This is a genomic window from Streptomyces sp. RB17, from assembly GCF_009604455.1.
Lineage (GTDB): Bacteria > Actinomycetota > Actinomycetes > Streptomycetales > Streptomycetaceae > Streptomyces.
Window position 1 is genome coordinate 274885 of sequence record NZ_WEGL01000002.1, and the last position, 22968, is coordinate 297852.

The 22968-nt window shown below is 73.0% G+C and carries 22 protein-coding genes and 1 riboswitch; of the genes, 13 read left to right on the forward strand and 9 right to left on the reverse strand.

Going from position 1 to position 22968, the window contains the following annotated elements; all coding sequences use genetic code 11:
* Positions 1-4 precede the first annotated feature (4 nt).
* Entirely contained in the window at positions 5-2326 is a 2322-nt protein-coding gene (locus tag SRB17_RS08230; protein WP_416237033.1) for an ATP-binding cassette domain-containing protein, read from the forward strand.
* 75 nt (positions 2327-2401) lie between these two features.
* Positions 2402-2602 (forward strand): 2-hydroxymuconate tautomerase, encoded by a 201-nt coding sequence (locus tag SRB17_RS08235; RefSeq protein WP_153536335.1) that lies wholly within the window; start codon positions 2402-2404, stop codon positions 2600-2602.
* A 30-nt stretch (positions 2603-2632) separates the two neighbouring features.
* Here SRB17_RS08235 and SRB17_RS08240 read toward each other — a convergent pair whose 3' ends face one another.
* Positions 2633-3793, reverse strand: coding sequence for an FAD-dependent monooxygenase (locus tag SRB17_RS08240; protein WP_194293943.1), 1161 nt, complete (start codon positions 3791-3793; stop codon positions 2633-2635).
* Between the two features lie 106 nt (positions 3794-3899).
* Between SRB17_RS08240 and SRB17_RS08245 the strand changes: the two genes are divergently transcribed.
* Complete coding sequence (locus SRB17_RS08245; protein ID WP_323375178.1) at positions 3900-5876, forward strand: chorismate-binding protein; 1977 nt, start codon at positions 3900-3902, stop codon at positions 5874-5876.
* A gap of 164 nt (positions 5877-6040) precedes the next feature.
* Here the strand turns inward: SRB17_RS08245 and SRB17_RS08250 are convergent, their stop codons facing one another.
* Positions 6041-7486: a flavin monoamine oxidase family protein gene (locus SRB17_RS08250; protein ID WP_153536341.1), complete on the reverse strand. Its 1446-nt coding sequence runs from the start codon at positions 7484-7486 to the stop codon at positions 6041-6043.
* Between the two features lie 178 nt (positions 7487-7664).
* On the opposite strand from SRB17_RS08250, the gene SRB17_RS08255 reads away from it, so the two are divergent.
* Positions 7665-8507 carry an NmrA family transcriptional regulator gene (locus SRB17_RS08255; protein WP_153536343.1) on the forward strand — a complete coding sequence of 281 codons (843 nt, stop codon included), beginning with the start codon at positions 7665-7667 and terminating at the stop codon, positions 8505-8507.
* A gap of 34 nt (positions 8508-8541) precedes the next feature.
* Here the strand turns inward: SRB17_RS08255 and SRB17_RS08260 are convergent, their stop codons facing one another.
* The gene (locus tag SRB17_RS08260) at positions 8542-9963 is read right to left on the reverse strand and encodes an amino acid permease (RefSeq protein ID WP_153536346.1); all 1422 of its coding nucleotides are present in this window, start codon (positions 9961-9963) and stop codon (positions 8542-8544) included.
* Between the two features lie 217 nt (positions 9964-10180).
* Here SRB17_RS08260 and SRB17_RS08265 point away from each other — a divergent pair, with 217 nt between their 5' ends.
* Complete coding sequence (locus SRB17_RS08265) at positions 10181-10663, forward strand: hypothetical protein (protein ID WP_153536348.1); 483 nt, start codon at positions 10181-10183, stop codon at positions 10661-10663.
* Here the strand turns inward: SRB17_RS08265 and SRB17_RS08270 are convergent.
* Genes SRB17_RS08270 through SRB17_RS08295 form a run of 6 tightly spaced genes read right to left on the reverse strand, consistent with a single transcriptional unit; the run spans position 10660 to position 16215 of the window.
* Complete coding sequence (locus SRB17_RS08270) at positions 10660-11349, reverse strand: GntR family transcriptional regulator (RefSeq protein ID WP_228395923.1); 690 nt, start codon at positions 11347-11349, stop codon at positions 10660-10662. The two genes, SRB17_RS08265 and SRB17_RS08270, sit on opposite strands and share 4 nt — an antisense overlap.
* Before the next feature lie 33 nt (positions 11350-11382).
* The gene (locus SRB17_RS08275; protein WP_153536352.1) at positions 11383-12384 is read right to left on the reverse strand and encodes a proline racemase family protein; all 1002 of its coding nucleotides are present in this window, start codon (positions 12382-12384) and stop codon (positions 11383-11385) included.
* A 21-nt stretch (positions 12385-12405) separates the two neighbouring features.
* Positions 12406-13302 carry a dihydrodipicolinate synthase family protein gene (locus SRB17_RS08280; protein ID WP_153536354.1) on the reverse strand — a complete coding sequence of 299 codons (897 nt, stop codon included), beginning with the start codon at positions 13300-13302 and terminating at the stop codon, positions 12406-12408.
* A 42-nt stretch (positions 13303-13344) separates the two neighbouring features.
* The gene (locus SRB17_RS08285; RefSeq protein ID WP_153536356.1) at positions 13345-14754 is read right to left on the reverse strand and encodes an FAD-dependent oxidoreductase; all 1410 of its coding nucleotides are present in this window, start codon (positions 14752-14754) and stop codon (positions 13345-13347) included.
* Positions 14747-15049: a (2Fe-2S)-binding protein gene (locus SRB17_RS08290; RefSeq protein ID WP_153536359.1), complete on the reverse strand. Its 303-nt coding sequence runs from the start codon at positions 15047-15049 to the stop codon at positions 14747-14749. The genes SRB17_RS08285 and SRB17_RS08290 overlap by 8 nt, the downstream gene beginning before the upstream one ends.
* Complete coding sequence (locus SRB17_RS08295; RefSeq protein WP_323375179.1) at positions 15046-16215, reverse strand: FAD-binding oxidoreductase; 1170 nt, start codon at positions 16213-16215, stop codon at positions 15046-15048. Before SRB17_RS08295 ends, SRB17_RS08290 begins: the two co-directional genes overlap by 4 nt.
* Positions 16216-16377: 162 nt before the next feature.
* Here SRB17_RS08295 and SRB17_RS47525 point away from each other — a divergent pair, with 162 nt between their 5' ends.
* From SRB17_RS47525 to SRB17_RS08330, 8 genes are all read left to right on the forward strand, one after another.
* Positions 16378-16500 (forward strand): putative leader peptide, encoded by a 123-nt coding sequence (locus tag SRB17_RS47525; protein WP_267133416.1) that lies wholly within the window; start codon positions 16378-16380, stop codon positions 16498-16500.
* Positions 16501-16559: 59 nt separating this feature from the next.
* Complete coding sequence (locus SRB17_RS08300) at positions 16560-17447, forward strand: glutathione S-transferase C-terminal domain-containing protein (RefSeq protein ID WP_153536361.1); 888 nt, start codon at positions 16560-16562, stop codon at positions 17445-17447.
* Positions 17448-17525: 78 nt separating this feature from the next.
* A riboswitch (SAM riboswitch) is annotated at positions 17526-17637 on the forward strand.
* A gap of 33 nt (positions 17638-17670) precedes the next feature.
* Positions 17671-17820, forward strand: coding sequence for a hypothetical protein (locus tag SRB17_RS08305; RefSeq protein ID WP_153536363.1), 150 nt, complete (start codon positions 17671-17673; stop codon positions 17818-17820).
* 192 nt (positions 17821-18012) lie between these two features.
* Positions 18013-18993: an amino acid ABC transporter permease gene (locus SRB17_RS08310; RefSeq protein WP_153536365.1), complete on the forward strand. Its 981-nt coding sequence runs from the start codon at positions 18013-18015 to the stop codon at positions 18991-18993.
* Positions 18990-19781: an amino acid ABC transporter ATP-binding protein gene (locus SRB17_RS08315; protein WP_153536367.1), complete on the forward strand. Its 792-nt coding sequence runs from the start codon at positions 18990-18992 to the stop codon at positions 19779-19781. The genes SRB17_RS08310 and SRB17_RS08315 overlap by 4 nt, the downstream gene beginning before the upstream one ends.
* A 51-nt stretch (positions 19782-19832) precedes the next feature.
* The gene (locus tag SRB17_RS08320; RefSeq protein ID WP_153536369.1) at positions 19833-20858 is read left to right on the forward strand and encodes an ABC transporter substrate-binding protein; all 1026 of its coding nucleotides are present in this window, start codon (positions 19833-19835) and stop codon (positions 20856-20858) included.
* A 28-nt stretch (positions 20859-20886) separates the two neighbouring features.
* The gene (locus SRB17_RS08325; protein WP_194293945.1) at positions 20887-21465 is read left to right on the forward strand and encodes a hypothetical protein; all 579 of its coding nucleotides are present in this window, start codon (positions 20887-20889) and stop codon (positions 21463-21465) included.
* Positions 21466-21754: 289 nt separating this feature from the next.
* On the forward strand, positions 21755-22966 hold the full coding sequence (locus SRB17_RS08330; RefSeq protein WP_323375180.1) for an LLM class flavin-dependent oxidoreductase: 1212 nt from the start codon (positions 21755-21757) through the stop codon (positions 22964-22966).
* The last annotated feature ends 2 nt before the right edge of the window (positions 22967-22968 follow it).

Genomic DNA, 22968 nt, shown 5'->3' on the forward strand with positions numbered 1-22968 from the left:
TCTGATGGCTCGTACGTGGAAGAGGAACGGCATGGCGTCCCACCCGTCACCGGACCCGGCTGACTGCATCGTTCTGGGCGAGGCCCGGCAGAACAACCTCAAGGGCGTCAGCCTGCGCATTCCCAAGGGGCGGCTGACCGTCTTCACCGGGGTGTCGGGTTCCGGCAAGTCCTCGCTGGTGTTCGGGACGATCGCCGTCGAGTCGCAGCGGCAGCTGAACGAGACCTACCCGGCGTTCATCCGCAACCGGCTGCCCAAGTTCGAGCGGCCCGACGCGGAGGTCATCGAGAACCTGTCCACCGCGATCGTGATCGACCAGCGCCCGGTCGGCGGCAACGCCCGCTCCACGGTCGGCACCATGACCGAGATCCACCCCATGCTGCGGGTGCTGTTCTCCCGGCACGGCAGGCCCAGCGCCGGCCCCTCGCACATGTACTCCTTCAACGACCCGCGGGGCATGTGCCCGGAGTGCGAGGGGCTCGGATCCACCGTGCGGCTGGACCTCGGCCGGCTGCTGGACGAGGACAGGAGCCTCAACCAGGGCGCCATCCGGTTCCCGGCCTTCGCGGTGGGCACCTTCCAGTGGCAGCTGTACGGGGAGTCGGGGCTCTTCGATCCCGACCTGCCGCTGCGCGAGTTCTCCGCGGACGACCGCGAACTGCTGCTGCACGGCTCGGGGTTCAAGGTCGACCGGGCAGGCCGGCACGGCGTCTACAAGAACGAGTACGAAGGGATCGTGCTGCGCTTCACCCGCCGCTACCTCAAGCCGGGGCTGGACGCCCTCAAGCCGAAGGAGCGCGCGGCGGTGGAGCGGGTCGTGACGGAGGGCCCCTGCGCGACCTGCGGCGGCGCCCGGCTGGGACCGGCCGCGCTCGCGTCGCGCATCGGCGCGGACACCATCGCCGACTACGCCGCCCTGGAGGTCACCGATCTGATCGGGCGCCTGGAGCGGATCGACGCCCCGGCGGTCAAACCGGTGGTGCAGGGGGCGCTGTCCGCGCTGCGCAGGATCGAGGCGGTCGGACTCGGCTATCTCAGCCTCGACCGCCAGACCGCCACCCTCTCCGGAGGCGAGGCCCAGCGCCTGAAGACGGTGCGCCACCTGGGCAGCAGCCTGACCGGGCTGACGTACATCTTCGACGAGCCGAGCGTGGGTCTGCACCCGCGCGACGTGCGGCGCCTGAACGAGCTGCTGCTCGGGCTGCGCGACAAGGGCAACACGGTGCTCGTGGTGGAGCACGACCGGGACGTGATCGCCATCGCCGACCATGTGGTCGACATGGGTCCGGGCGCGGGCGGCCAGGGGGGCGAGGTGGTCTACGAGGGAACCCTGGCCGGATTACGCGCCGCCGCCACCCCGACCGGACGCGGCCTGGCCTCGGTGCCCGGTCTGAAGCCCGCACCCCGGACCCCTCGAGGCAGTCTGACGGTCGACGGGGCCCGGCTGCACAACCTCCAGGACGTCACGGTCGACGTGCCCACCGGCGTGCTGGTGGCGCTGAGCGGCGTCGCCGGTTCGGGCAAGAGCTCGCTCGCCCGGGAACTGGTCGCCCGGCACCGAGAAGGGGCGGTCGTGGTCGACCAGTCCTCGATCGGGATCTCCTCCCGGTCCACTCCCGCGACCTACGTCGACATCATGGACACCGTCCGGCGGCTGTTCGCCCGCGCCTCGGGCGCCGACCCCGCACTGTTCAGCTTCAACTCCGCGGGCGCCTGCCCCGAGTGCCAGGGACGGGGCGTGATCGAGACCGACCTCGCCTTCATGGACCCGGTCACCACGGTCTGCGAGCGCTGCGCGGGACGCCGGTTCAACGACGAGGCGCTGCGCCACACCCTGTCCGGCAGGACCATCGTGGACGTCCTCGGCATGACGGCCGAGGAGGCCAGGGCGTTCTTCGAGGAGGAGCCCGTCCGCCGCAGGCTTGCCCTGCTCACCGAGGTGGGCCTGGGCTACCTCACCCTCGGCCGGTCCCTGTCCACCCTCTCCGGCGGTGAACGCCAGCGGCTGAAACTGGCCCACCGGCTGCACACCTCCGGCAGCGTCTACGTCTTCGACGAGCCCTCCACCGGTCTGCACATGACGGACCTGGGCAAGCTGCTCGCCCTCTTCGACCGGCTGGTCGACGGCGGCAACACGGTGGTGGTGATCGAACACGACCTGGACGTGCTGAAGTACGCCGACTGGATCATCGACCTCGGCCCCGAGGCCGGCCGGCACGGCGGCCGGGTGGTCTTCGAGGGCACCCCGGCCGACCTGGTGCGGGCACGTGCCTCGCACACCGGCCGGTGCCTGGCCGAGGACCTCGCCGCACACGGTCACCTCTGACCGCCGCCCCCGCGCCCCATGCCCCCGCGCCCCATGCCCCCGCGCCCCATGCCCCCGCACGGACAAGGAGTTCTCATGCCCCTCATCCACGTCACCTTGCTGAGCGGCCGCGGCGAGGAGGAGATCGCCGCGCTCGCCCGCGCTCTCACCGACGCCGTGCACGCCACGCTGGGCACCCCACGGGACGTGATCCGGGTGACGGTGGACGAGTGCGCACCCGAGCACTGGTTCGTGGGCGGCGACTCGATGGCCGAACGGCGGGTCCGGGGCGGCTGAGCGGCCCTCGTGCCGCCCGGACCCCGCGGTTCAGGCCGCGTCTGCGAACCGCCGGCGGATCCGTCCGACGCGCTCGGGATCGACCGCCGGAAGATCGTCGCGGCTGAGCCGGCCGCTGCGGGTGAGCAGATGCGCGTTGAACGCCTCCGGGGGCAGCCCGACACAGCGGTCGATGTTCTCGAACCACTCCAGGCTGGTCAGCGCGGTCCGCTGCATCCGCTCCACGGCGGGCCGCCGCTCGTCCTGATAGGCCGCCAGCGCCTCGGGAAGCTCCCGATGGTCGTGCAGGGCCGTGGCGAGGGCCAGGGCGTCCTCCATGGCCAGCTTGGTGCCCGAACCGATCGAGAAGTGCGTGGTGTGCGCGCTGTCGCCGAGGAGGACGAGGTTGCCGTGGTTCCAGCTCCGGTTGCGTACGGCGACGAAGCGTCCCCAGTACGACCGGTTGCCCCACAGCCCGTGCCCGTCCAGCAGCTCGGAGAAGAACTCCGCGACCCTCGCGATGCTCCGCCCGTCGCCCGCCGCCTCGCCGGACCGGCGCTCCGCGGCCTCGAAACCGGCCGCGTGCCACACCGCGTCGCCGACCTCGACGATGAACGTGCCGCGGCCGTCGGCGTACGGGTAGGCGTGAGCCTGCATCGGGCCGTGCTCGGTCTCCACGACGGCGAAGGTGAGCGCGTCGAACGGCCGGTCCGTGCCGAGCCACATGTATCGCGCACCGGCCGTCCGGCGTTCCGTGCCGAACGCGGCCGGGTGCCGGGCCCGGGTCTGCGATCCGACGCCGTCCGCGGCGACGACGAGGTCGTACGCGGCGCGCAGCCGGGACACCAGTGGCGCCGGGGTGCCGAAGTGCAGCCGCACCCCGAGGCCGGCGCAGCGCTCGCGCAGCAGCCGGAGCAGGGTGTGCCGGCCGATCGCGGCGAACCCGTACCCCTCGTTGTGCTGGGTCCGGCCGCGGTAGTGGACGTCGATCCGCGTCCAGCGCGCGAACTCGGCCGTGACGGCTGCGAACAGTACGGGGTCCGCCGCCTCGATACCGCCGAGCGCACCGTCGGAGAAGACGACACCGAACCCGAATGTGTCACCTGCCGCGTCGGCCTCCCAGACCTCCACGACGTCCTGGGGCCGCAGGCGCTTGACGAGGCAGGCCGTGTACAGCCCGCCGGGGCCGGCTCCGATCACCGCTATCCGCATGACACCTCGCTGGGTTCGGGGGATCCACGTGCAGGGACCAGCAAATAGTAACCAGACGGAAATGAAACAAGCCGGTCTGCAGGGAAAAGCCCGGGAGGAATGTTCTGTGGAGCAATCATCTTCGGTCATGCTGGCCGAACTGTTCACCGCCTCCGACCCTCCCCCCTTCGCCCTGGTACGCCGTCGTACGCGGGACGGGGCAGGCCCCGGAGAGTTCGAGGTGTTCACCGGAACCATGGACACCGTCCCCCGCGTGACCGACCTGCCCGCGGGTCCGCCCCGGCCGGGCGGCGGCCCGCACGCCCTGGCCCTGCTGCCCTACCGCTGTCTGGCCGAATGCGGACTGGACTGCCGCGACGACGGCACACCGCTGCGGGTGCTGCGGATCCGCCGGCGGTACACGGCCGGCGTCGACGCCCTCGCCGCGGCTCTCGCCGCCGCCCGCCACGGGACGGAACCGGCCTGGGACGACGCCGGGTTCGACGGCACCGACGCAGAGTACGCCGACGTGGTACGCGAGGTCGTGGACCACGACGTCGCGGGCACCGGACTGCACGTCCTGATCCGCAGGGACCTCACCGCCCGGCTGCGCGCCCACGGGCCCGCGGCGGTGGGCGCCTTGTTCCACCGGCTGCTGGCCGTCGAGCCCGGCGCGCACTGGACGTTCGCCGTGTACACGGGAGGCCCCCGCGGGGCCGCACTGGCCGGTGCCTCCCCGCAGGCCCACGTCCGGGTCCGGCACGGCCGGGTCGCGCTGAGCCCGATGTGCGGGACGCTGCGGTTGCCACCCGGGGGACCGCCGGCGGCCGCCGACCTGGTGGCGTTCCTGCGCGACCGCAAGGAGTCCGAGGAACTGGGCGCCGTCATCGACGCGGAACTGGCCATGCTGTGCCGGGTCAGCGACGGTGACATACGGCTGGAGGGACCTCAACTGCGGCCCCTCGCCCGGGTGCTGCACACCGCCTGCCGGATCAGCGGGTCCGCCGCGCTCTCCGTCCGGCACACGCTCGCCGGCACGCTGTTCGCGGCGACGGCGGTGGGCCGCCCGTTCGCGGACGCCTGCCGTGTCATCGCCCGGCGCGAACCCACCGGGCGGGGCTACTACGGCGGCCTGATCGCACTGCTCGGTCATGACGGGGAGGGCCGGGAGGACCTGGACACGGCCGTGCTCATCCGAACGTTCGAGGTGTCCGGGCAGGGTCGGCTGAAGCTGTCCGTCGGAGCCACCGTCGGACCCCGCTCCGCCCCCGCCGCGGAGGCGGCCGAGACCCGCGCCAAGGCAGCGGCCCTGCTGTCGGTGTTCGAGGGCGCCGGGCGGACCGGCGACGGCGGCACGGGCCGGGACCGGCCGGGCGACGCCGACCGCGCGATGCGCCCCCGGGTCACCGCACCGGAGCCCCTCGACCCCCCGACGCGGCACCCGTCGGTGACGGCCGAACTGGCGCGCCGGCGCGCCCGTCTGTCCGCCCACTGGCGCGACCCCGTACGGCCGGGCGGCCGACCGGAGTCCGGCCGGTCCGTGCTGCTCGTGGACGCGGCAGGCGAGGAGACGGCGGCGCTGGCCACCATGCTGCGCGGGCTCGGCCACACGGTCGAGGTGCGCCCCTGGGGCGCGGTGGTCGCGGCGGCGGAGTCCGTCGACCCCCGGACCACGGTGATCCTCGGCCCGGGTCCCGGTGACCCGTTCGCCCCCGGAGACGACCGGATCGCCGGCCTGCGCGGCCTCGCGGCCCGGTTCCTGGCCCGTGGGACGCCCACGTTCGGCTTCGGACTCGGCTTCCACCTCCTGCTCGGCGGGCTGGGCCTGGCCGGGACCGTACGGCCGTGGGGCGGGGCCCCGGCCCAGCACGAGATCGACGTGCTCGGCCGGCGGGTGACGGTGGGATACGCCGGCACACACACCGTGTCGGCGGGCCCCGACGCCGACATCCGGGCCCGCCGGCTCGGCCTGAACCTCTGGTACGGCCCGCACCGCGGTGAACCGGCGGCCCTGCGCGGTCCGCGCACCGGAGGATTCGCCTTCCACCCCGCCTCGGTGCTGACCGTGGAGGGCGCGGACCTGCTCGGCCTGCTGCTGGCCTGAGCGGGCTGGGTCCTGTCGTCAAACTCCCGTCGTCCGCCCGCAGGGGGGCCTCGCGCCCGCCGCGGAGCGGCTATGTACGTCGTAGGTGCGTGCTCCGGGGGTCCCCCCGGCCGAAGGCTGGGGGAGGGAGTTCGACGACAGGACCCAGGGGGCCGCCCGGCCGCTCACGCCCCCGCGGCAGCCCCCAGCTCCAGCACGGTCCGCGCGGCCGATTCCAGTGCGAGGGTCATCGAGCCGCCGTTGGGCTCGAACGAGGTGTGGTCACCGGCGAAGTGCAGCCGGCCCTCCGGCCGGCGCATGGCCGGCATGAGGGAGCTGTGTCCCACTTCGGGCAGGATGTAGGCGCCCTCGACGTACGGCTGCCGGTCCCAGACCACCGAGGTGCCGGTCTCGAAGTGCTCACGGGCGCCCGGCAGCATCCGCTCGACCTGGTCCAGGGCGAAGCGGACCCGCTCCTCGGGGCTGAGCACGGCGAGGGCCCGGGCGTGCCAGCCGGTGATCAGGCACTCCAGTATCTTGCGGGGCCCGGGCAGCCGGGGCGTGGCGTCCCGCACCCAGCGCACCGGCAGATCGGTGGAGAAGCTCGCGTTGTCCTGGGGCCAGAACTGCCGGCGCATCTGCAGGTAGATGCGCACGATGGACGAGTACGTCACCCGGCGCATGGCGTCCCGCTTGGCCGCGGACAGCCCGGCGTCCGTGAAGTCGATGTGCCGGATCGCGCTGAACGGCACGGTCACCACCACGCGTTCCGCGTCCAGGGTGTGCATCCGGGTGCCGTCCAGGAAGGTGACCCGCGCGCCGTCGTCGTGCTGGGTCACCCGCACCACCGGAGCGCGATAGCGGATGCGGTCCTTCAGCCGTGCGGCGAACGCCCGCGGGAAGCGGTCCGTGCCGCCCCTCACCTTCGACCACCGGGCGTCGGCGTTGGCCAGCGAGTGCGGGCCGGCTTCGTGCCGCAGCCAGGACAGGGCGGAGGCGGTCTTGAGGTCCCCTCCGCGCATCTCCAGGAAGTGCGGCTCCACCAGGTCGATCGCCGTCGGCGAGGCGCCGCGCCCGGTCAGCACCTCGTGGACCGACCGCCGGTCGTACGGCGCGAGGAGTGGCGTCGGCGCCCAGTCGGCCGCCGTGATGTCGGGCTCCAGTGCCTCGTAGGTGCGGCGCACGTACCGGTCGATCATGTCGGCGACGCTCAGCCCCTTCTCGTGCGGAGCCAGGGGCAGTCCGGCGCGGTCGAGGGAGTCGGCGTCGGGACCGAAGAAGCCGCCGCCGGCGAAGTACGAGAACCGTGTGCCGACCAGGTCGGCCGTGTCGAGTTCCACCCCCAGCTCGCGCAGATAGTGCATCGCGTAGTGGCAGTGCGGCGTGAGGGTCATCGCGCCGGCCTCGGCGTACAGCCCGTCGGCGAAGGGGGCGCGCAGCGTGTACGCCCGTCCTCCCGGCCGGTCCGACGCCTCCAGCACGGTGACGTCACCGCCCCGCTCGGCCAGTTCGTACGCCACGGCGAGGCCCGACAGACCCGCACCGACGACGACGACCCGGCCCGGCACCCGTAACCCCGGCATCCCCTGGTCGAACGCCCGGCGCACGTCCGTCTGCGTCAGCTCGGACATGGACATCTCCCCTCCGTCGTGACCGCTCACGGTTCACCCATATGATTGAAAACAGGAAATCATATTCGGGCTCGATGTGGCGATGCGTCCCCTCGTCAAGGCGAACTGATTGCCCCAGGGAATGCGATGACTTCTCCGGCTGGTCGTTTCCTCCCGCCCCGGCCGTCGTTCAGGAGGCATGAGCACCACACCGATCCTCGTCATCGGAGCCACCGGCTCCGCGGGCCGACGTGTCGCCGCGCATCTGCGGAAGCTGGGCGCGCCGGTCAGGGCCGCCTCCCGGCGCGGCGCCGTCCCGTTCGACTGGCACGACCGCGGCACCTGGGAGCCGGTCCTGCGCGGCGCCGGCCGCATGTTCCTGATGGCCCCCGACGGCATCCCGGTCGACCCGGACTTCGTCGCCCTGGCGGCGGACCTGGGCGTCGGTCACGTCGTCCTGCTCTCCAGCCGCGCCATCGAGGCGATGGGGGACCAGCGGCTTCTCGACGCCGAGGACATCGTCAAGAAGTCCGGGACCGCCTGGACGATCCTGCGCGTCGACTGGTTCGACCAGAACTTCGACGAGGGCCCCTTCCGCGCGTCGGTGCTCGCCGGGGAACTGGCCGTACCGGTCGGGGACTGCCGTCAGGGCTTCGTGGACCTGGACGACGTCGGAGAGGTGGCCGCCCGGGTGCTGACGGAGACCGGGCACGCCGGCCGGTCGTACGAGCTGACCGGGCCGCAGGCGCTGTCTTTCCACGAGGCGTGCGCCGTCATCGAGGAGGTCTCCGGCCGGCCCGTCAGGTTCCACGGCGGCGAGGACGCCTACCGTGCCGCGCAGGCCGCCCTCGGCCGGCCGGCGGAGGCGATCGAGCGGGACGTCGCCGCCTTTGCCGCACTCCGCGCCCTGGGCGACACCGAGCCGCTCGACACCGTGCCCCGGCTGATCGGGCGCCCCGCCCGCAGCTTGCGGGAGTACGCCGCCGCGGCGGCGGCCGGCGGCTGCTGGCGCCGCACTCCGGGCGCAGCCGCGACGCCCTGACGCCCGCGAAGGGTCCCGGCGCCGGGCGCTGGGGCTACGCCTCGCGTCGCTGCCGGCGAGCCGCCATCACCGCGTAGACCAGGATGCCGACGAACAGGAACAGCACGCCCTGGTACACCGCCGCGTAACCGGCGCCGGCCATCAGCCAGACGGAGAACGCGGCCGCGATCACGGTGATCACCGAGTCCCGCACCAGGCGTCCCCGGTCCACCGACCGGCCGGAGACCAGGTGGAACAGCTGCGCCGCCGTCGCCAGCAGGTACGGCACGGTCGCGGTGAACGTGGTGACGAGGACCAGGACGTCGAACACCTTCGCCGAGCCCGACAGGTAGTTGTAGGCCGTGAGCAGGGAGGAGAGGACGACCGTGACGCCGACGCCCACCGTCGGCACGCCCCGGCGGCGGCGCGCGAAGGCGGCCGGGAACAGACCGTCCTCGGCCGCGGCGTAGGGAGTCTGCGCGCTCAGCAGCGTCCAGCCGTTGAGGCAGCCGGTCATCGACACCAGCGCCGCCAGCGCCACCGCCGTACCGCCCCAGCCGCCCCCGAACATCGTGTTCACGGCGTCGGAGAAGGGGGCCGTGGAGGTCACCAGCCGGTTGTGCGCGACCGTGCCGAAGACGGACAGCGTGCCCAGCAGATAGACCAGTGCGGCGCCCGCGGTGCCGATCACGGTGGCGCGCCCCACGTTGCGGCGCGCGTTCCTGACCTCCCCGGCGCTCACGGCGGCGGACTCCACCCCGAGGTAGGAGAAGAGCAGCAGCGCGGCGGAGGCGGAGACGGCACCCACGGCGCTGTGACCACTGGCGTTGAAGGGCCCGAGCCGGGACGGGTCGAAGAAGAACAGACCGCCGACCGCGACGAGCAGCAGCGGCACGAACTTCAGCACCGTCGAAACCAGCTGGACCGCGCCCACGTACCGGGTTCCGGCGAAGTTGGCGAGGGCGGGCAGCCACTGGAGCAGCAGGGCGGCCAGACACGCCGTCCATTTGTGGTCGTTGACCGGGATCAGCACGTCCAGGTAGCCGACGGCGGCGACGGCGAGTGCCGCGTTCGACACCCAGGTGGTGATCCAGTACGCCCAGGCGGCGAGGAACCCGGCGAAGTCACCGAAGGCCTCGCGGGCGTAGACATAGGGCCCGCCGGTACGCGGGTCGCGCGCGGCGAGCCGGCCGAAGACCAGCGCGAGCGCGATGGCACCCACGGTCAGCACTCCGAAGGCGACCAGGCTGACCCAGCCGTACGGGGCGATGGAGGCGGGGAGCAGGAAGATGCCGCCGCCGATGATGTTGCCCATGACCAGCGCGGTGGCGACCGGCAGGCCGAAGCGGCGGGCGTGCTTGCCGGGGGCACCGTGGCCGTCGATGACGTCGGTGGTCTCGTGAAGGTCTGCGACGGTGGCCTTGAGGTCCTCGGAGGAGGCCGGAGCCGGCTGGGGGGCGGTTCCGGTGACGTGCATGGGTGGTGCGCCTCTCATCGAACAGGTGTCCCAGGATCGCCGGGACCCGGCCATGGTCCGGGATGCCCCCGCCCGCCGCAAAATCACCGTTTCTTGTGCCGTCCGGGCCGGTGGAAAGCGGAAAAAGTGCAATGACATGGCCTTCGCACCGCGAGATGTCCGGCGCCAGGACCCACGCGGGAGGCTCCCTGTCCCGGCGGGCCGGCGTGCCCGAGGAGTGGCTGCGGGGCGTGCTCACCCGGCCTCACCCACGCTGCTGCGGCGGCTCGGCCCGTGGAACCCCTGGGCCGGCAACCTGGTCCCGGACCTCGTGCGGCACGCCGTGGAGCGGTCGCCGGACGGCATCCGTGCCCTGCGCGAGTTCGTGGCGTCCCTGCCACAGCACAAGCCCGTGGTTCGGACGGAGGAGAACCGCGAGACTTCCGCGCCGGTGACCCCGTCGTACGCCGGGGCGACCGGTCCCGGCGCGCTGCTGATGCTTCTGGTGCACAACCGGAACCTGGGGCTCGTGGCCACGGCGAAGGCGTTCGCGCCGGCGGTCACCTCCATGCCGCCGGACCTGGCCGCGCTGACCGGCGCCCCGGTGGCCGGGACGCGGACGACGGCCGCGGGGCCCGGCGAGCTGCTCTCCGAGGTGTGGTGGCTCACCGACGGCCAGTTGCGCCAGGTGATCGAGATCGCCGGTGCGCAGGCGTCCTAGTCCTCGCCGCCGGCCCACAGGCTGCGCACATGCCCCAGGTGCCGGGTCATGATCGCGTGTACGGCCTTCTCGTCCCGTTCGAGAAGGGCGTCGAGGAGCTCCAGGTGCTCCTCGGCCGAGGCGAGCAGTCGGCCGGCCTCGACCAGGGCCGTCAGTCCGTAGAGGCGGGAGCGTTTGCGCAGGTCTGCGACCACCTCGACCAGGTGGGTGTTGCCCGCGAGGGCGAGCAGGCCGAGGTGGAAGCGGGTGTCGGCCTCGACATAGGCGATCAGGTCGCCCGCCACCGCCGCCGTGACGATCTCGCGGGCCGCCGGGCGCAGCGCCTCCAGCGAGACACGGTCGGCGGTGCGGGCCAGTGCGACCACGGTCGGGATCTCGATGAGGGCGCGGATGTGCGTGAATTCGTCGAGCTGCTTGTCGGAGACGGCCGTCACCCGGAAGCCCTTGTTCGGCACGGTGTCGACCAGGCCCTCCTTGGCCAGGTCCAGCATCGCTTCCCGCACCGGCGTCGCCGAGACCCCGAAGCGGGCGGCGAGCGAGGGCGCGGAGTAGACCTCGCCCGGCCGCAGTTCGCCGGCGATCAGCGCGGCGCGCAGCGCGTCGGCGACCCGCTCGCGGTAGCTGCTGCGCCGGCCGCCGAGCTGGGGGAGTGCGGGCATCTCCGTGCCGCGCGTGTCCTGTGCCATGTCACGCATCACCGGGTGAGTCTAGAGGACGGTCTAGAGGACGAAGCCCTCCGGGAAGGGGTCGGTGGGGTCCAGGAGGTACTGGGCGGTGCCGGTGATCCAGGCGCGGCCGGTGAAGCTGGGCAGGACCGCGGGGACGCCCGCGACGTCCGTCGTGCCGAGCAGCCGTCCGGTGAAGCGGGTGCCGATGAAGGACTCGTTCACGAACTCGGTGTGCAACGGCAGTTCGCCGCGCGCGTGCAGCTGCGCCATGCGCGCGCTGGTGCCCGTACCGCAGGGGGAGCGGTCGAACCAGCCAGGGTGGATGACCATCGCGTGGCGCGAGTGGCGTGCCGTGGCGCCGGGCGCGTAGAGGTGGACATGGTGGCAGCCCCGGATGGAGGGGTCCTCCGGATGCACCGGTTCCGCCTCGGAGTTGATCGCGTCCATGAGCGTCAGACCGGCCGCGAGGATGTCGTCCTTGCGGGCGCGCTCGAAGGGCAGCCCGAAGGCGTCGAGCGGGAGGATCGCGTAGAAGTTGCCGCCGTAGGCGAGGTCGTAGGTGACCGTGCGCCCGTCGGGCAGGGTGATCTTGCGGTCCAGGGCGACGGCGAACGACGGCACGTTCCGCAGGGTCACGTTCCGCGCGGCCCCGTCCTCCACCGCCACCTCGGCGATCACCGGACCCGCCGGGGTGTCGAGCCGGATGGTGGTCACCGGCTCCACCACCTCCACCATGCCCGTCTCGACCAGGACGGTCGCCACCCCGATGGTGCCGTGCCCGCACATCGGCAGATGGCCGGAGACCTCGATGTAGAGGACGCCCCAGTCGCAGTCGGGCCGGCTCGGCGGCTGCAGGATCGCGCCGCTCATCGCGGAGTGGCCCCGCGGCTCGTTCATCAGCAACTGCTTGATGGGGTCGCGGTGTTCACGGAAGTACAGCCGCCGCTCGTTCATCGTCGCACCCGGCACGGTGCCGATCCCGCCGGTGATCACCCGGGTCGGCATGCCCTCGGTGTGCGAGTCGACGGCGTGCAGGACGAGCTTGCTGCGCATGGTCCGACTCCCTTCTCCGGCTTATCCGAGGCCCGCGGCGACGGCCTTCTCGGTGGCCGCGCGGACCGCCGCCTCCTGCTCGGGGAGCAGCGGGACGCGCGGCGGGCGCACCGGGCCGCCGTACCGGCCGACGACGTCCATCGACAGCTTGATCGCCTGGACGAACTCCACCCGGGAGTCCCAGCGAAGCAGCGGGTGGAGCTGCCGGTACAGGGGGAGCGCGGTGGTGAGGTCGCCGGCCAGCGCGGCGCGGTACAGCTCCACCGAGGCCCGGGGGAGGGCGTTCGGATATCCGGCCACCCAGCCCTTGGCGCCCGCCACCGCCAGCTCCAGCAGGACGTCGTCGGCGCCGATCAACAGGTCCAGGTCCGGGGCGAGTTCGGCGATGCGGTAGGCCCGGCGGACGTCACCGGAGAACTCCTTGACGCCATGGATGTGGCCCTCGCCGTGCAGCCGGGCGAGGAGTTCGGGCACCAGGTCGACCTTGGTGTCGATCGGGTTGTTGTACGCCACCACCGGCAGGCCCGCGCGCGCGACCTCGGTGTAGTGGGCGAGCACGGAACGCTCGTCGGCGCGGTAGGCGTTGGGCGGCAGCAGCATCACCGACGCGCAGCCGGCCTCGCCCGCCCGCTCGGCCCAGCTCCGCGCCTCCGCCGAGCCGTACGCGGCGACGCCCGGCATCACCCGCTCGCCGCCGATCGCCGCCACGGCCGTCTCCACCACCCGGGCGCGCTCCTCGGCGGTGAGCACCTGGTACTCGCCGAGCGAGCCGTTCGGTACGACGCCGTCACATCCGTTGGCCACCAGCCAGGCGCAGTGCTCGGCATAGCGGGCGTAGTCGATCGAGAGGTCCGCGCGAAGGGGCAGCGCGGTGGCGACGAGGACGCCGCGCCAGGGACGGTTCTGCGGGTCGGTCATGAAGGGTCCCCCATCGATAGGGCGTTCATGGGATGTGACATGTCACTGTGCTTCGGCTGATGGGTCGTCGGGCAGGTCCGCCAGGACACCGAGCGGCACCGGCCGGGCGAAGGGACGGCGGCCCGGAGAGAGCGGGCATCCGGTCAGGCCGGCCACCGCGGGCGCGCACATCCGGCCCTGGCACCAGCCCATCCCGGCCCGGGTGAGCAGCTTGGCGGTGCGCAGATCGCCCGCGCCGAGTGCGCCGGCGGCCGTACGGACCTGACCGGCGGTGACCTCCTCGCACCGGCACACCACCGTGTCGTCCGTGATCCGGCCCGCCCAGCCCGGGGGCGACGCGTACACCGTCTCCAGGGCCGCGAAGAAGGAGCGCTGCCGGGTCCTGGCCCGGGCGGCCGCCGCCCAGGAACGCGGGTCGGGCGCGTGGCCGCGCAGGCGGGCGGCGATGGAGCGGCCCGCGATGTGTCCCTCGGCGAGCGCGAGGTCCGCGCCGCCGATCCCGGTGGTCTCCCCGGCGGCCCAGACCCCGGGCACATCGGTGCGCTGCTCGTCGTCGACTCGTACGTCCGTGCCGGCCAGCGTGCAGCCGAGCGTCTCGGCGAGGTCGGTGTGCGGCAGCATGCCGTGGCCGACGGCGAGGGCGGCACAGGGGATACGGCGCGCGCTGCCGGGCCTGGTCCGCCCGTCCCGCTCCAGCGCGGCGACGGTGACCGCCTCCAGCCGGTCGGTGCCGTGCGCCTCCAGCACGGTGTGCCGGGGCAGCGTGCGTACCCTGTGCCGCAGCAACCGCCCCGCGTACCAGGCGCCTTCGGCGAGCTTGCCGGGTCCTGCCGCCACCAGGGCCGGAGTGCGGCGCAGTACGGCGCCTGGACCGGCGGACTCGACCAGCGCGGCCACCCGCGCCCCCGCCGCGGCGAGCCCCGTGGCCACCGGCAGCAGCAGCGGTCCGGTACCGGCGACCACGACCGTACGGCCGGGCAGCACCAGCCCGCCCTTGAGCATGGCCTGCGCGCCGCCCGCCGTGACGACACCGGGCAGCGTCCAGCCGGGGAAGGGCAGCACGCGCTCGTACCCGCCGGTGGCGAGCAGCACGGCGTCGGCGTGGACGGCGACCCCCTCCTCCTGCGCGGGGCCGCGCAGGGCGTGCACGGTGAACCCGCCGGACTCGCGCTGCACGCACCAGACATGATGATCCGTCAGGTGCGTGATGCGCCCGGCGGTGATGTGCCGGTCGAGGCCGTCGCGCAGCCGCTCCCAGGTGCGCCACTGGTGGTGCAGGGCCTCGGGACGGTGGGCGCCGAGGGCGCGGGCGGGCTGCCGGTGGAACTGGCCGCCCGCCTGCTCGGCCGCGTCGACGAGGGTGACCCGTACGCCACGGCCGGCCGCCGCCAGTGCCCCGGCGAGCCCCGCCGGGCCGGCCCCGACGACGGCGAGATGCGCGCGCTCAGTCATCGCCCCGTCCAGTCCCCTCCTGGGTGCGCAGCACATCGCCCGGCTGAACCGGCACCAGACAAGCCCGTTGGTTCGCCCGCCCGTTGACGGTCACCAGGCAGTCGAAGCACACCCCGATCCCGCAGAACACCCCGCGCGGCCGGCCCGCCCCGCGGGTGCTGCGCCAGGAGGTCACCCCCGCCGCCCACAGCGCCGCCGCGACCGTCTGCCCGGGCAGGGCCGCGAGGGGCCGCCCGTCGAAGGTGACGGTGAAGGCCTCGCCGGGGCGGGCCCGGGCCAGTTCCAGGGGATTCATGCCGTGTCGCCTCCGTCGGTGCCTGCCTGCTCGAACCGCTCCGGCCGGAACGGCGTGAGATCCAGTTCCGGCGTCTTCCCGGTGAGCGCCTGTGCGATCAACTGCCCGGTGCCGACGGCCAGTCCGATACCGGCGCCCTCGTGTCCGCAGGCGTGGAACAGCCCCGGCACGCGGAGGTCGGGGCCGATCGCCGGGAGGTGGTCGGGCAGGTACGGCCGGAAGCCCGCGTACGACCGCAGCGCGCGCACCCGCTGCAGGAACGGGAACAGCCCGATCGCCCCGGCCGCGAGCGCCCGTACGGCCGCAAGCGACAGCGAGCGGTCGAAGCCGACCCGCTCCCGGCTCGCGCCGATCAGCACCGGGCCGGCGGCCGTGCCCTCCACCACCGGCGAGGTGCGCAGTGCGGCCGAGTCGCTCGCGACGTCGGCCACGTAGTCCGCCGCGTACACCTTGTGCCGCACCATCCGCGGCAGGGGCTCGGTGACCAGGACGAAGCCGCGCCGGGGGAGCACCGGCAACCGGACGCCGGCGAGCGCCGCGAGGTCGCCGCCCCAGGTGCCGGCCGCGTTCACCACCGCCCGTGCGTGCAGGTCGCCCCGGTCGGTGCGGACGCCGGCCACGGTACCGTCGGCCGTGCGCAGCACCCCCGTCACCGTCCGCCCCGTGTGCAGGCGGGCGCCGGAGGCACGGAGTAGATGGGCGGCGGCGAGGGCGGGCATGACCTGGGCGTCCTGCGGATAGTGCATCCCGCCCGCCAGGCCGGGCGCCAAGTGCGGCTCGAGAGAGGGAAGTCGGTCTGCGCTCACCGGGTCGGCCACGACTCCCGCGGACCGCTGGCCCTTCGCGAACACGTGCAGCGCGGCGAGCGTCTCGGGGGTGGAGGCGACCACCAGGCCGCCCTTGGGCTCGTACTCGACGGCTGCTCCCAGCTCGTCGCCCAGGTGTGCCCACAGCCGGGCGGACAGCAGGGCGAGGTCGAGTTCGGGGCCCGGTTCCTTGTCGGAGACGAGCAGGTTGCCCTCGCCGGCGCCGGTGGTGCCGCCGGCCACCGGGCCCCGGTCCACCACCCGTACGTCGAGGCCGGCCCGTGCGGCGTACAGGGCGCAGGCCGCGCCCACCATGCCGGCTCCGACGACCACGACGTCGCAGGTCAGTCGCTTTGCCACGGCAGTACTATGTCACATTGTTCTGCTCCTGAGGAGACCCCGGACGCCTTCGGTGCGACACCTTTCCGCCCCGCCCCCGTCCCAGGCGTGGACGCCCCCTTGACGTCGTCGGATGCCCGATCGACACTCCAGGTGGGAATCCTAGTGAACAGGTAGGGAATCATGATGCGCCTCGGAACGCGTACCGGCCTCGCGGGTCGTACGCCGTTGTGCGCGCCCCTGCTCACCTCCCGTCGGCACATCGACCTGCTGCGTGTCTGCAGCGCGATCAGCCTTCAGCGCTGAGCCGGAGCCCCCCGCGCCCTCGCCGCGCACATCCGCACGCCCACCACCCGGGGAGACGCATGTCCACCACTCCGCTCGCCACCCTCCCGCCGGCCCACCGCACCGCCCCCCTCTTCCGGGGCCGGATCGGCCGGGACGCGCGCAGCGGCCACTACGCCGTGCCGCACCGCTACCGGCTCCATCTGTCGACCGCGTGCCCCGCCGGGCTGCGCCTCGCCGTCGGACACAGCCTCCTCGGCCTGGAGGGCGGTTGTCCGGTCACGCTCCTGCCCGCCGTACCGGACTGTCCCGGCGGCGGTCACTCCGCGCTGCGCCCGCTGTACGAGGCGAGCGCCCACCGCTACACCGGCCCGGCCCTCGCGCCCGTGCTCAGCGACGACTGGTCCGGACGCATCGTCAGCACCCATGCCGGCGACATCCTGCGCGACCTCGACCGCTTCCCGCACGAGGGTCGCGCCGCGCTGTACCCGTGCGACCTGGAGTCGGTCGTCGAGGCCGTCGAGCGGATGTGCGCCGAGGGGATCGAGGAGGCCGCGCAGCGCGCCGGGCAGGCCGGCGCCGGCCCCGCCGAGCGGGCCGCCGCGCTGGACGTGCTCCTGGACACCCTGGGCCGGCTGGAGAACCGGCTGGCCGGAGAGGAGTACCTGATCGACGACCGGCTCACCGCGGCCGACGTCGAACTGTGGGTCACCCTGGTGCAGTTGGACACCGTGCACCGCTGCCACCTCGACGCCTCCGCCGTCCACCGCATCGCCGGCCACCGCGCCCTGTGGGCCTACGCCCGCCGCCTGGCCGCCCACCCCGCCTTCGGCCGCCATCTCGACCTCGACGGCATCTCCCGCCGCCACCACGGCCGTTGCCGGGGCCTGGAGGCCGCGGGGGCCGCCGTCCAGATCCTGGACTGGGCGGGCCACGCCGCGGATGCCGGGGACGCTTCCCGCAGGTGAGGAACGGTCGAGCGGCGTCCACCACGCGGACGTCCGTTGACATTCGCACGGACAACTGCCTTACTTACGGCTCAGAACGGTCATGAGCGTCAGCGCCAAGCCCTGGCTCGCTGACCGGCAACCCTCGCACCGCGGTGGGGTGCCCCAGGTGACGACCGGACCGGAATGACGTTTTCGGTAAGCGCGAGGGTCCCGCGGGGCCGGAACAGTGACAGGTGACGCCATGTACGCAGCTCCCAGGACGGCCGTGAGCCGCCCCCAGGGCTGCGTACGGTCGTACGCCGGGCTCCTCGTCGCCGACCGCGCCGTCGATCTGCTCCGCGTCAACAGCGCACTGTGTACCGCACCGGGCTCTGCCCGCTGCCGGGGCTGACGACCCTTTCCAGCCCTGTCTTCTCCAGCTCCTCCTCGCGTTCCTGACGCACACCGCCCCCGCGGTGTGCCGTTGCCCGCCCAGCCCCCGGTTCCCGCCCGCTGCCGTGCGCCGCCGCGTGCCGTAGTGGCACAGCGGTGCCCGCACCCGCGCGCCGCGACCCGGGGGTGTCCGACTCCGCCGGAGCCCGCCATGAGTGAACCGTCAGGCGCCGCCGTCTCCCTCGTCGAGGCGCCATCCGTCGTCACACCGTCAAAATCGCTCGAAGCACAGCGAGTTCAACCGCTGCGCCGCCCCGGCCGGTGGATCGCCACCGCCGTCGTCCTGGTGCTCGTCGCGCAGTTCTTGCACGGACTGGCCACGAACCCGTTCTACCAATGGGACCGCTTCGGCTACTGGTTCCTGCGTCCCACCGTCCTCGACGGGCTGGTCGTCACCCTCGAAGTCGCCGCGCTCAGTGCCGTCTTCGGCCTCCTCGGCGGCATCCTGCTGGCCCTCGGCCGGCAGTCCGGCAGCCCCGTGCTGCGCGCCGTGAGCTGGACCTACACCTGGCTGTTCCGCTCGGTGCCGCTGATCGTCGTCCTGATCTTCCTCTACAACCTCAGCGCCCTGTACAAGACGGTGAGCCTCGGCATCCCCTTCGGCCCCGCCCTCGTCCGCTTCGACGAGTCGCACCTCGCCACCGACATGACGGTCGCCGTGGTCGGGCTCAGCCTCAACGAGGCGGCCTACGCCGCGGAGGTCGTACGCGGCGGCATCCTCTCCGTCGACCAGGGCCAGCACGAGGCGGCGGCCGCACTCGGCCTGCCCAGGGGCTACCAGTTCACCCGGATCGTCTTCCCGCAGGCCCTGAGGTCCATCACACCGAACTACGTCAACCAGCTGATCGGCCTGATCAAGAGCACCTCGCTGGTGTTCTACGTCTCGCTGCTCGACCTCTTCGGCTCCGTGCAGACCATGGGCAGCACCTACCCCGGCGACATCGTGCCGCTGCTGCTCGTCGCCACCGTCTGGTACCTGATCCTCACCAGCGCCGTGTCCGTCGTCCAGTTCTACGTCGAGCGGTACTTCGCACGGGGCGCCACCCGCGCCCTGCCGCCGACGCCGCTGCAGAAGGCGCGCGCGGGCCTCGCCGAGTTCCGGGCCCGGCTGCGCAGGGAGGCCGCCGTATGACCGTCACCGACACCCTGGAGACGACTCCGGCCGCGCTGGAGGTCCACGGCGTCCACAAGTGGTACGGCACCCATCGCGTGCTCGACGGCATCGACCTGACCGTGCGCCCCGGCGAGGTCACCGTCGTCATCGGCCCGTCCGGCTCCGGCAAGTCCACCCTGCTGCGGGTCATCAACCACCTGGAGAAACCCGACGTCGGCCACGTCAGCGTCGCCGGTGAGCCGATCGGCGTGAAGCGCGGCAGCGGCGGCCGGCTGAAGGAGCTCAGCGAGCGCGCCATCCTGGCCCAGCGCGGCCGGATCGGGTTCGTCTTCCAGAACTTCAACCTCTTCCCGCACCTGACCGTCCTCGACAACGTCGCCGCCGCGCCCGTCGCCACCGGGAAGCTGACCAGGCCCGAAGCGCTGGACCTGGCCCGTGAACTGCTCACCCGGGTCGGTCTCGGCGACCGTACCGGCGCCTACCCGCGCCGGCTGTCCGGCGGACAGCAGCAGCGCGTCGCCATCGCCCGCGCACTCGCGCTGCGGCCCGGCATCATTCTCTTCGACGAGCCGACCTCCGCGCTCGATCCCGAGACGGTCGGCGAGGTGCTCTCCGTCATCAAGGACCTCGCCACCAGCGGCACCACTCTGGTCATCGTCACCCACGAGATCGGCTTCGCGCGTGAGGTCGCCGACCGGATCGTCTTCATCGACGGCGGCCGGATCGTCGAACAGGGGCCGCCGGAAGAGGTGTTGGACCGGCCCCGCCACGAACGGACGCGCGACTTCCTCGCCAAGGTCCTCTGACCGCCCTTTTCTTCCTTCTCCCCCGATCAGTGCCGAACGACAAGGACAGCCATGCGCAGCCACCTCTCCCGACGCAGTCTGATGCGCGGCATCACCGCGGCGACCGCCGTCGCCACCCTCGCCACCGGGCTCGCCGCCTGCGGTGGCGACAGCGACGCGGCCACCGCCACGGACACCGCCAAGTCCGGCGAGGTCGTGGTCGGACAGGTCTCCAACGGCGCCGCGAAGCAGACCACCGTCAAGGTGTCCGAAGTGAAGTCCATCAGCGCCGAACTGCCCGCCGCCGTCCGCAGGAGCGGCAAGCTCGTCATCGGGGAGGGCGCCCTGCCGGCCGGGTTCCCGCCGCTGGCGTACGTGGGCAGCGACCAGAAGACGCTCACCGGTTCCGAACCCGACCTCGGCCGCCTGGTCGCCGCGGTGTTCGGCCTGAAGCCCGAGCTGAGGAACTTCACCTGGGAGAACCTCTTCGTCGGGATCGACAGCGGCAAGGTCGACGTCGCCTTCTCCAACGTCACCGACACCGAGGAACGCAAGAAGAAGTACGAGTTCGCCTCCTACCGCCAGGACAACCTCGCCTGGGAGGTGCCGAAGAAGAGCACCTGGAACTTCGACGGCACCTACGAGAACCTCGCGGGCAGGACCGTCTCCGTCAGCTCGGGCACCAACCAGGAGAAGATCCTCCTGGAGTGGAAGGCCAAGCTGGCCAAGGAGGGCAAGAAGGTCACCATCAAGTACTTCCAGGACCGCAACAGCACCTACCTGGCCCTGGCCAGCGGAAAGATCGACGCCTACTTCGGCCCGAACCCCGGCATCGCCTACCACATCACCCAGGTCGCGAACACACCCAACGCCACCCGCAACGCGGGCGAGTTCTCCGGCGCGGGCGAGAGCCTCCAGGGCCTGATCGCGGCGACGGCGAAGAAGGACAGCGGCCTCGCCAAGCCGCTCGCCGACGCCATCAACCATCTGATCAAGCACGGTCAGTACGCCCAGTGGCTCAATGCCTACCACCTCTCCAACGAGGCCGTCGCCAAGGCCGAGATCAACCCGCCCGGCCTGCCGCTGACCAACTCCTGACCGACCGAGCCGAGAGGACTCCGCCTCCGTGTCCCAGCAGACCGACCGCCGCGAAGGCGGAGCCGGCACCGACACCCATGTGCTCGACAACGCGGTCCGGGCCGCCCTGACCGGCCCGCACGCCCACCTCGCCGAGCGAGGCGAGACGGGGGTCCCCCCGGCCGAAGGCTGGGAGAGCCTCGGCCGTGCCGCCCGCTGCCAGGACGGCATCCACGCCTTCGCTGCTCTGGCCCACCCGGCGGACCCGGTCGCCCCGGACGACCTGCGCGCCCTGGTCGGTCCCGGAACCACCGTACGGGTCAAGCCCGTCGACCGGGTGCCCGGGGGCCGGCGGGCCGAAGGCGGCGGCGAGGGGGCGCAGTTGGCCGACACCGCGCTGTGCGCCGAACCCGCCCCGGACGCGGTACGGCTCGGGCCCGCCGACGTCCCCGAGATGCTCGGCCTCGTCGCCCGGACCCGGCCCGGTCCGTTCCTGAAGCGGACCGTCGAAATGGGCACCCCTCTCGGCGCCGCCGCTCGCGCATCGTCCAGGTCCGGGGTGCGGAAAGACGCGAGCAGGTTCGCGGCGCGGGAACAACCGGCGTCGGCCGCGCGTTGTGAATCATGACGAGATCCGCGAGGCGGCCGCTCACCTGGCCCGCCCCGCCCGACGGACGGAGGTGACGGCCGTGACACGGGTTCTCCCGCTGTGTGCTCCGCGCCCGTACCGGTCCCTCCGCCTGATATCCCGGCCGCACATAGACCTCAAGCGCGTGTCCGCCGCGCTCTGTCGCCACTGACCTTTCCCCCAGGCCTGCCCAGCTTCAAGGCCCGGGTCCGCCCCTGCCGCTCGCCCGTGCCGACACCTGCCCTCGCGAGCCGGTGTTCTCGTCACGGACATCAAGGAAGGCACCGCCGTGTCCTCAACCCGCCCCACTCCTCTGCACCTTGCCGTCGCCCTGGACGGCACCGGGTGGCACCCCGCGTCCTGGCGCGAGCCGGTCGCCCGCCCCGGGGACCTGTTCACCGCCGGCTACTGGGCCGATCTGGTGGCCGAGGCCGAACGCGGCCTCGTCGACTTCGTCACCATCGAGGACGGCCTCGGCCTCCAGTCGGCGCACTTCCTCGACCCGGACGAGCGCACCGACCAGGTGCGCGGCCGGCTCGACGCGGTCCTCATCGCCTCCCGCGTCGCTCCGCTCACCCGGCACATAGGCCTGGTGCCGACCGTGGTGGTCACACACACCGAGCCGTTCCACATCTCCAAGGCGATCGCCACCCTCGACTACGTCAGCGCCGGCCGCGCGGGCCTGCGGGTGCGGATCAGCGCCCGGCCGAACGAGGCCGCCCACTTCGGCCGCCGTACGATCGGTCGGATCGAGGCCTACGACAGCCCGGCCGCCCAGGAGATCGTCACCGAACTGTTCGACGAGGCCGCCGACTACGTGGAAGTGGTGCGCCGGCTCTGGGACAGCTGGGAGGACGAGGCCGAGATCCGGGAAGCGGCGACGGGCCGCTTCATCGACCGGGACAAGCTGCACTACATCGACTTCGAGGGCCGCCACTTCAGCGTCAAGGGACCCTCGATCACGCCCCGCCCGCCCCAGGGTCAGCCGCCGGTCACCGCCCTCGCCCACCAGACCGTGCCGTACCGGCTGGTCGCCCGCCAGGCCGACATCGGCTACGTCACGCCGCACGACGCGGAGCAGGCCCGCGCGATCGTCGCCGAGATCCGCGCCGAGCAGCGGGCGGCGGGCCGCGCCGGGGACACCCTGCACGTCTTCGGTGACCTCGCCGTGTTCCTCGACGACAGCCCGGCGAAGGCGCGGGACCGGCGGGAACGGCTGGACGCGCTCGCGGGTGAGCCGTACACCGGCGACGCCCGGATATTCACCGGCACGGCCGAGCAACTCGCCGATGTTCTTGAGGAGCTGGCGGCCGAGGGGCTGACCGGGTTCCGGCTGCGGCCCGCCGTCGCCGGGCACGATCTGCCCCGCATCAGCCGTGACCTGGTGCCCGAACTGCAGCGCCGGGGCCGCTTCCGGACAGCCTACGAGGCCGACACCCTGCGCGGCCTGCTCGGCCTCGCCCGACCCGCCAACCGCTACGCCGCCGCAGCCATCGCCTGAGC

Excerpts from the sequence above, each read along its gene's own strand:
- SRB17_RS08230 (WP_416237033.1), top strand. The coding sequence starts at position 5 with ATGGCTCGTACGTGGAAGAGGAACGGCATGGCGTCCCACCCGTCACCG.
- SRB17_RS08235 (WP_153536335.1), top strand. The coding sequence starts at position 2,402 with ATGCCCCTCATCCACGTCACCTTGCTGAGCGGCCGCGGCGAGGAGGAG.
- SRB17_RS08240 (WP_194293943.1), bottom strand. The coding sequence starts at position 3,793 with ATGCGGATAGCGGTGATCGGAGCCGGCCCCGGCGGGCTGTACACGGCC.
- SRB17_RS08250 (WP_153536341.1), bottom strand. The coding sequence starts at position 7,486 with ATGTCCGAGCTGACGCAGACGGACGTGCGCCGGGCGTTCGACCAGGGG.
- SRB17_RS08255 (WP_153536343.1), top strand. The coding sequence starts at position 7,665 with ATGAGCACCACACCGATCCTCGTCATCGGAGCCACCGGCTCCGCGGGC.
- SRB17_RS08260 (WP_153536346.1), bottom strand. The coding sequence starts at position 9,963 with ATGCACGTCACCGGAACCGCCCCCCAGCCGGCTCCGGCCTCCTCCGAG.
- SRB17_RS08270 (WP_228395923.1), bottom strand. The coding sequence starts at position 11,349 with ATGGCACAGGACACGCGCGGCACGGAGATGCCCGCACTCCCCCAGCTC.
- SRB17_RS08275 (WP_153536352.1), bottom strand. The coding sequence starts at position 12,384 with ATGCGCAGCAAGCTCGTCCTGCACGCCGTCGACTCGCACACCGAGGGC.
- SRB17_RS08280 (WP_153536354.1), bottom strand. The coding sequence starts at position 13,302 with ATGACCGACCCGCAGAACCGTCCCTGGCGCGGCGTCCTCGTCGCCACC.
- SRB17_RS08285 (WP_153536356.1), bottom strand. The coding sequence starts at position 14,754 with ATGACTGAGCGCGCGCATCTCGCCGTCGTCGGGGCCGGCCCGGCGGGG.
- SRB17_RS08290 (WP_153536359.1), bottom strand. The coding sequence starts at position 15,049 with ATGAATCCCCTGGAACTGGCCCGGGCCCGCCCCGGCGAGGCCTTCACC.
- SRB17_RS47525 (WP_267133416.1), top strand. The coding sequence starts at position 16,378 with ATGATGCGCCTCGGAACGCGTACCGGCCTCGCGGGTCGTACGCCGTTG.
- SRB17_RS08300 (WP_153536361.1), top strand. The coding sequence starts at position 16,560 with ATGTCCACCACTCCGCTCGCCACCCTCCCGCCGGCCCACCGCACCGCC.
- SRB17_RS08305 (WP_153536363.1), top strand. The coding sequence starts at position 17,671 with ATGTACGCAGCTCCCAGGACGGCCGTGAGCCGCCCCCAGGGCTGCGTA.
- SRB17_RS08310 (WP_153536365.1), top strand. The coding sequence starts at position 18,013 with ATGAGTGAACCGTCAGGCGCCGCCGTCTCCCTCGTCGAGGCGCCATCC.
- SRB17_RS08315 (WP_153536367.1), top strand. The coding sequence starts at position 18,990 with ATGACCGTCACCGACACCCTGGAGACGACTCCGGCCGCGCTGGAGGTC.
- SRB17_RS08320 (WP_153536369.1), top strand. The coding sequence starts at position 19,833 with ATGCGCAGCCACCTCTCCCGACGCAGTCTGATGCGCGGCATCACCGCG.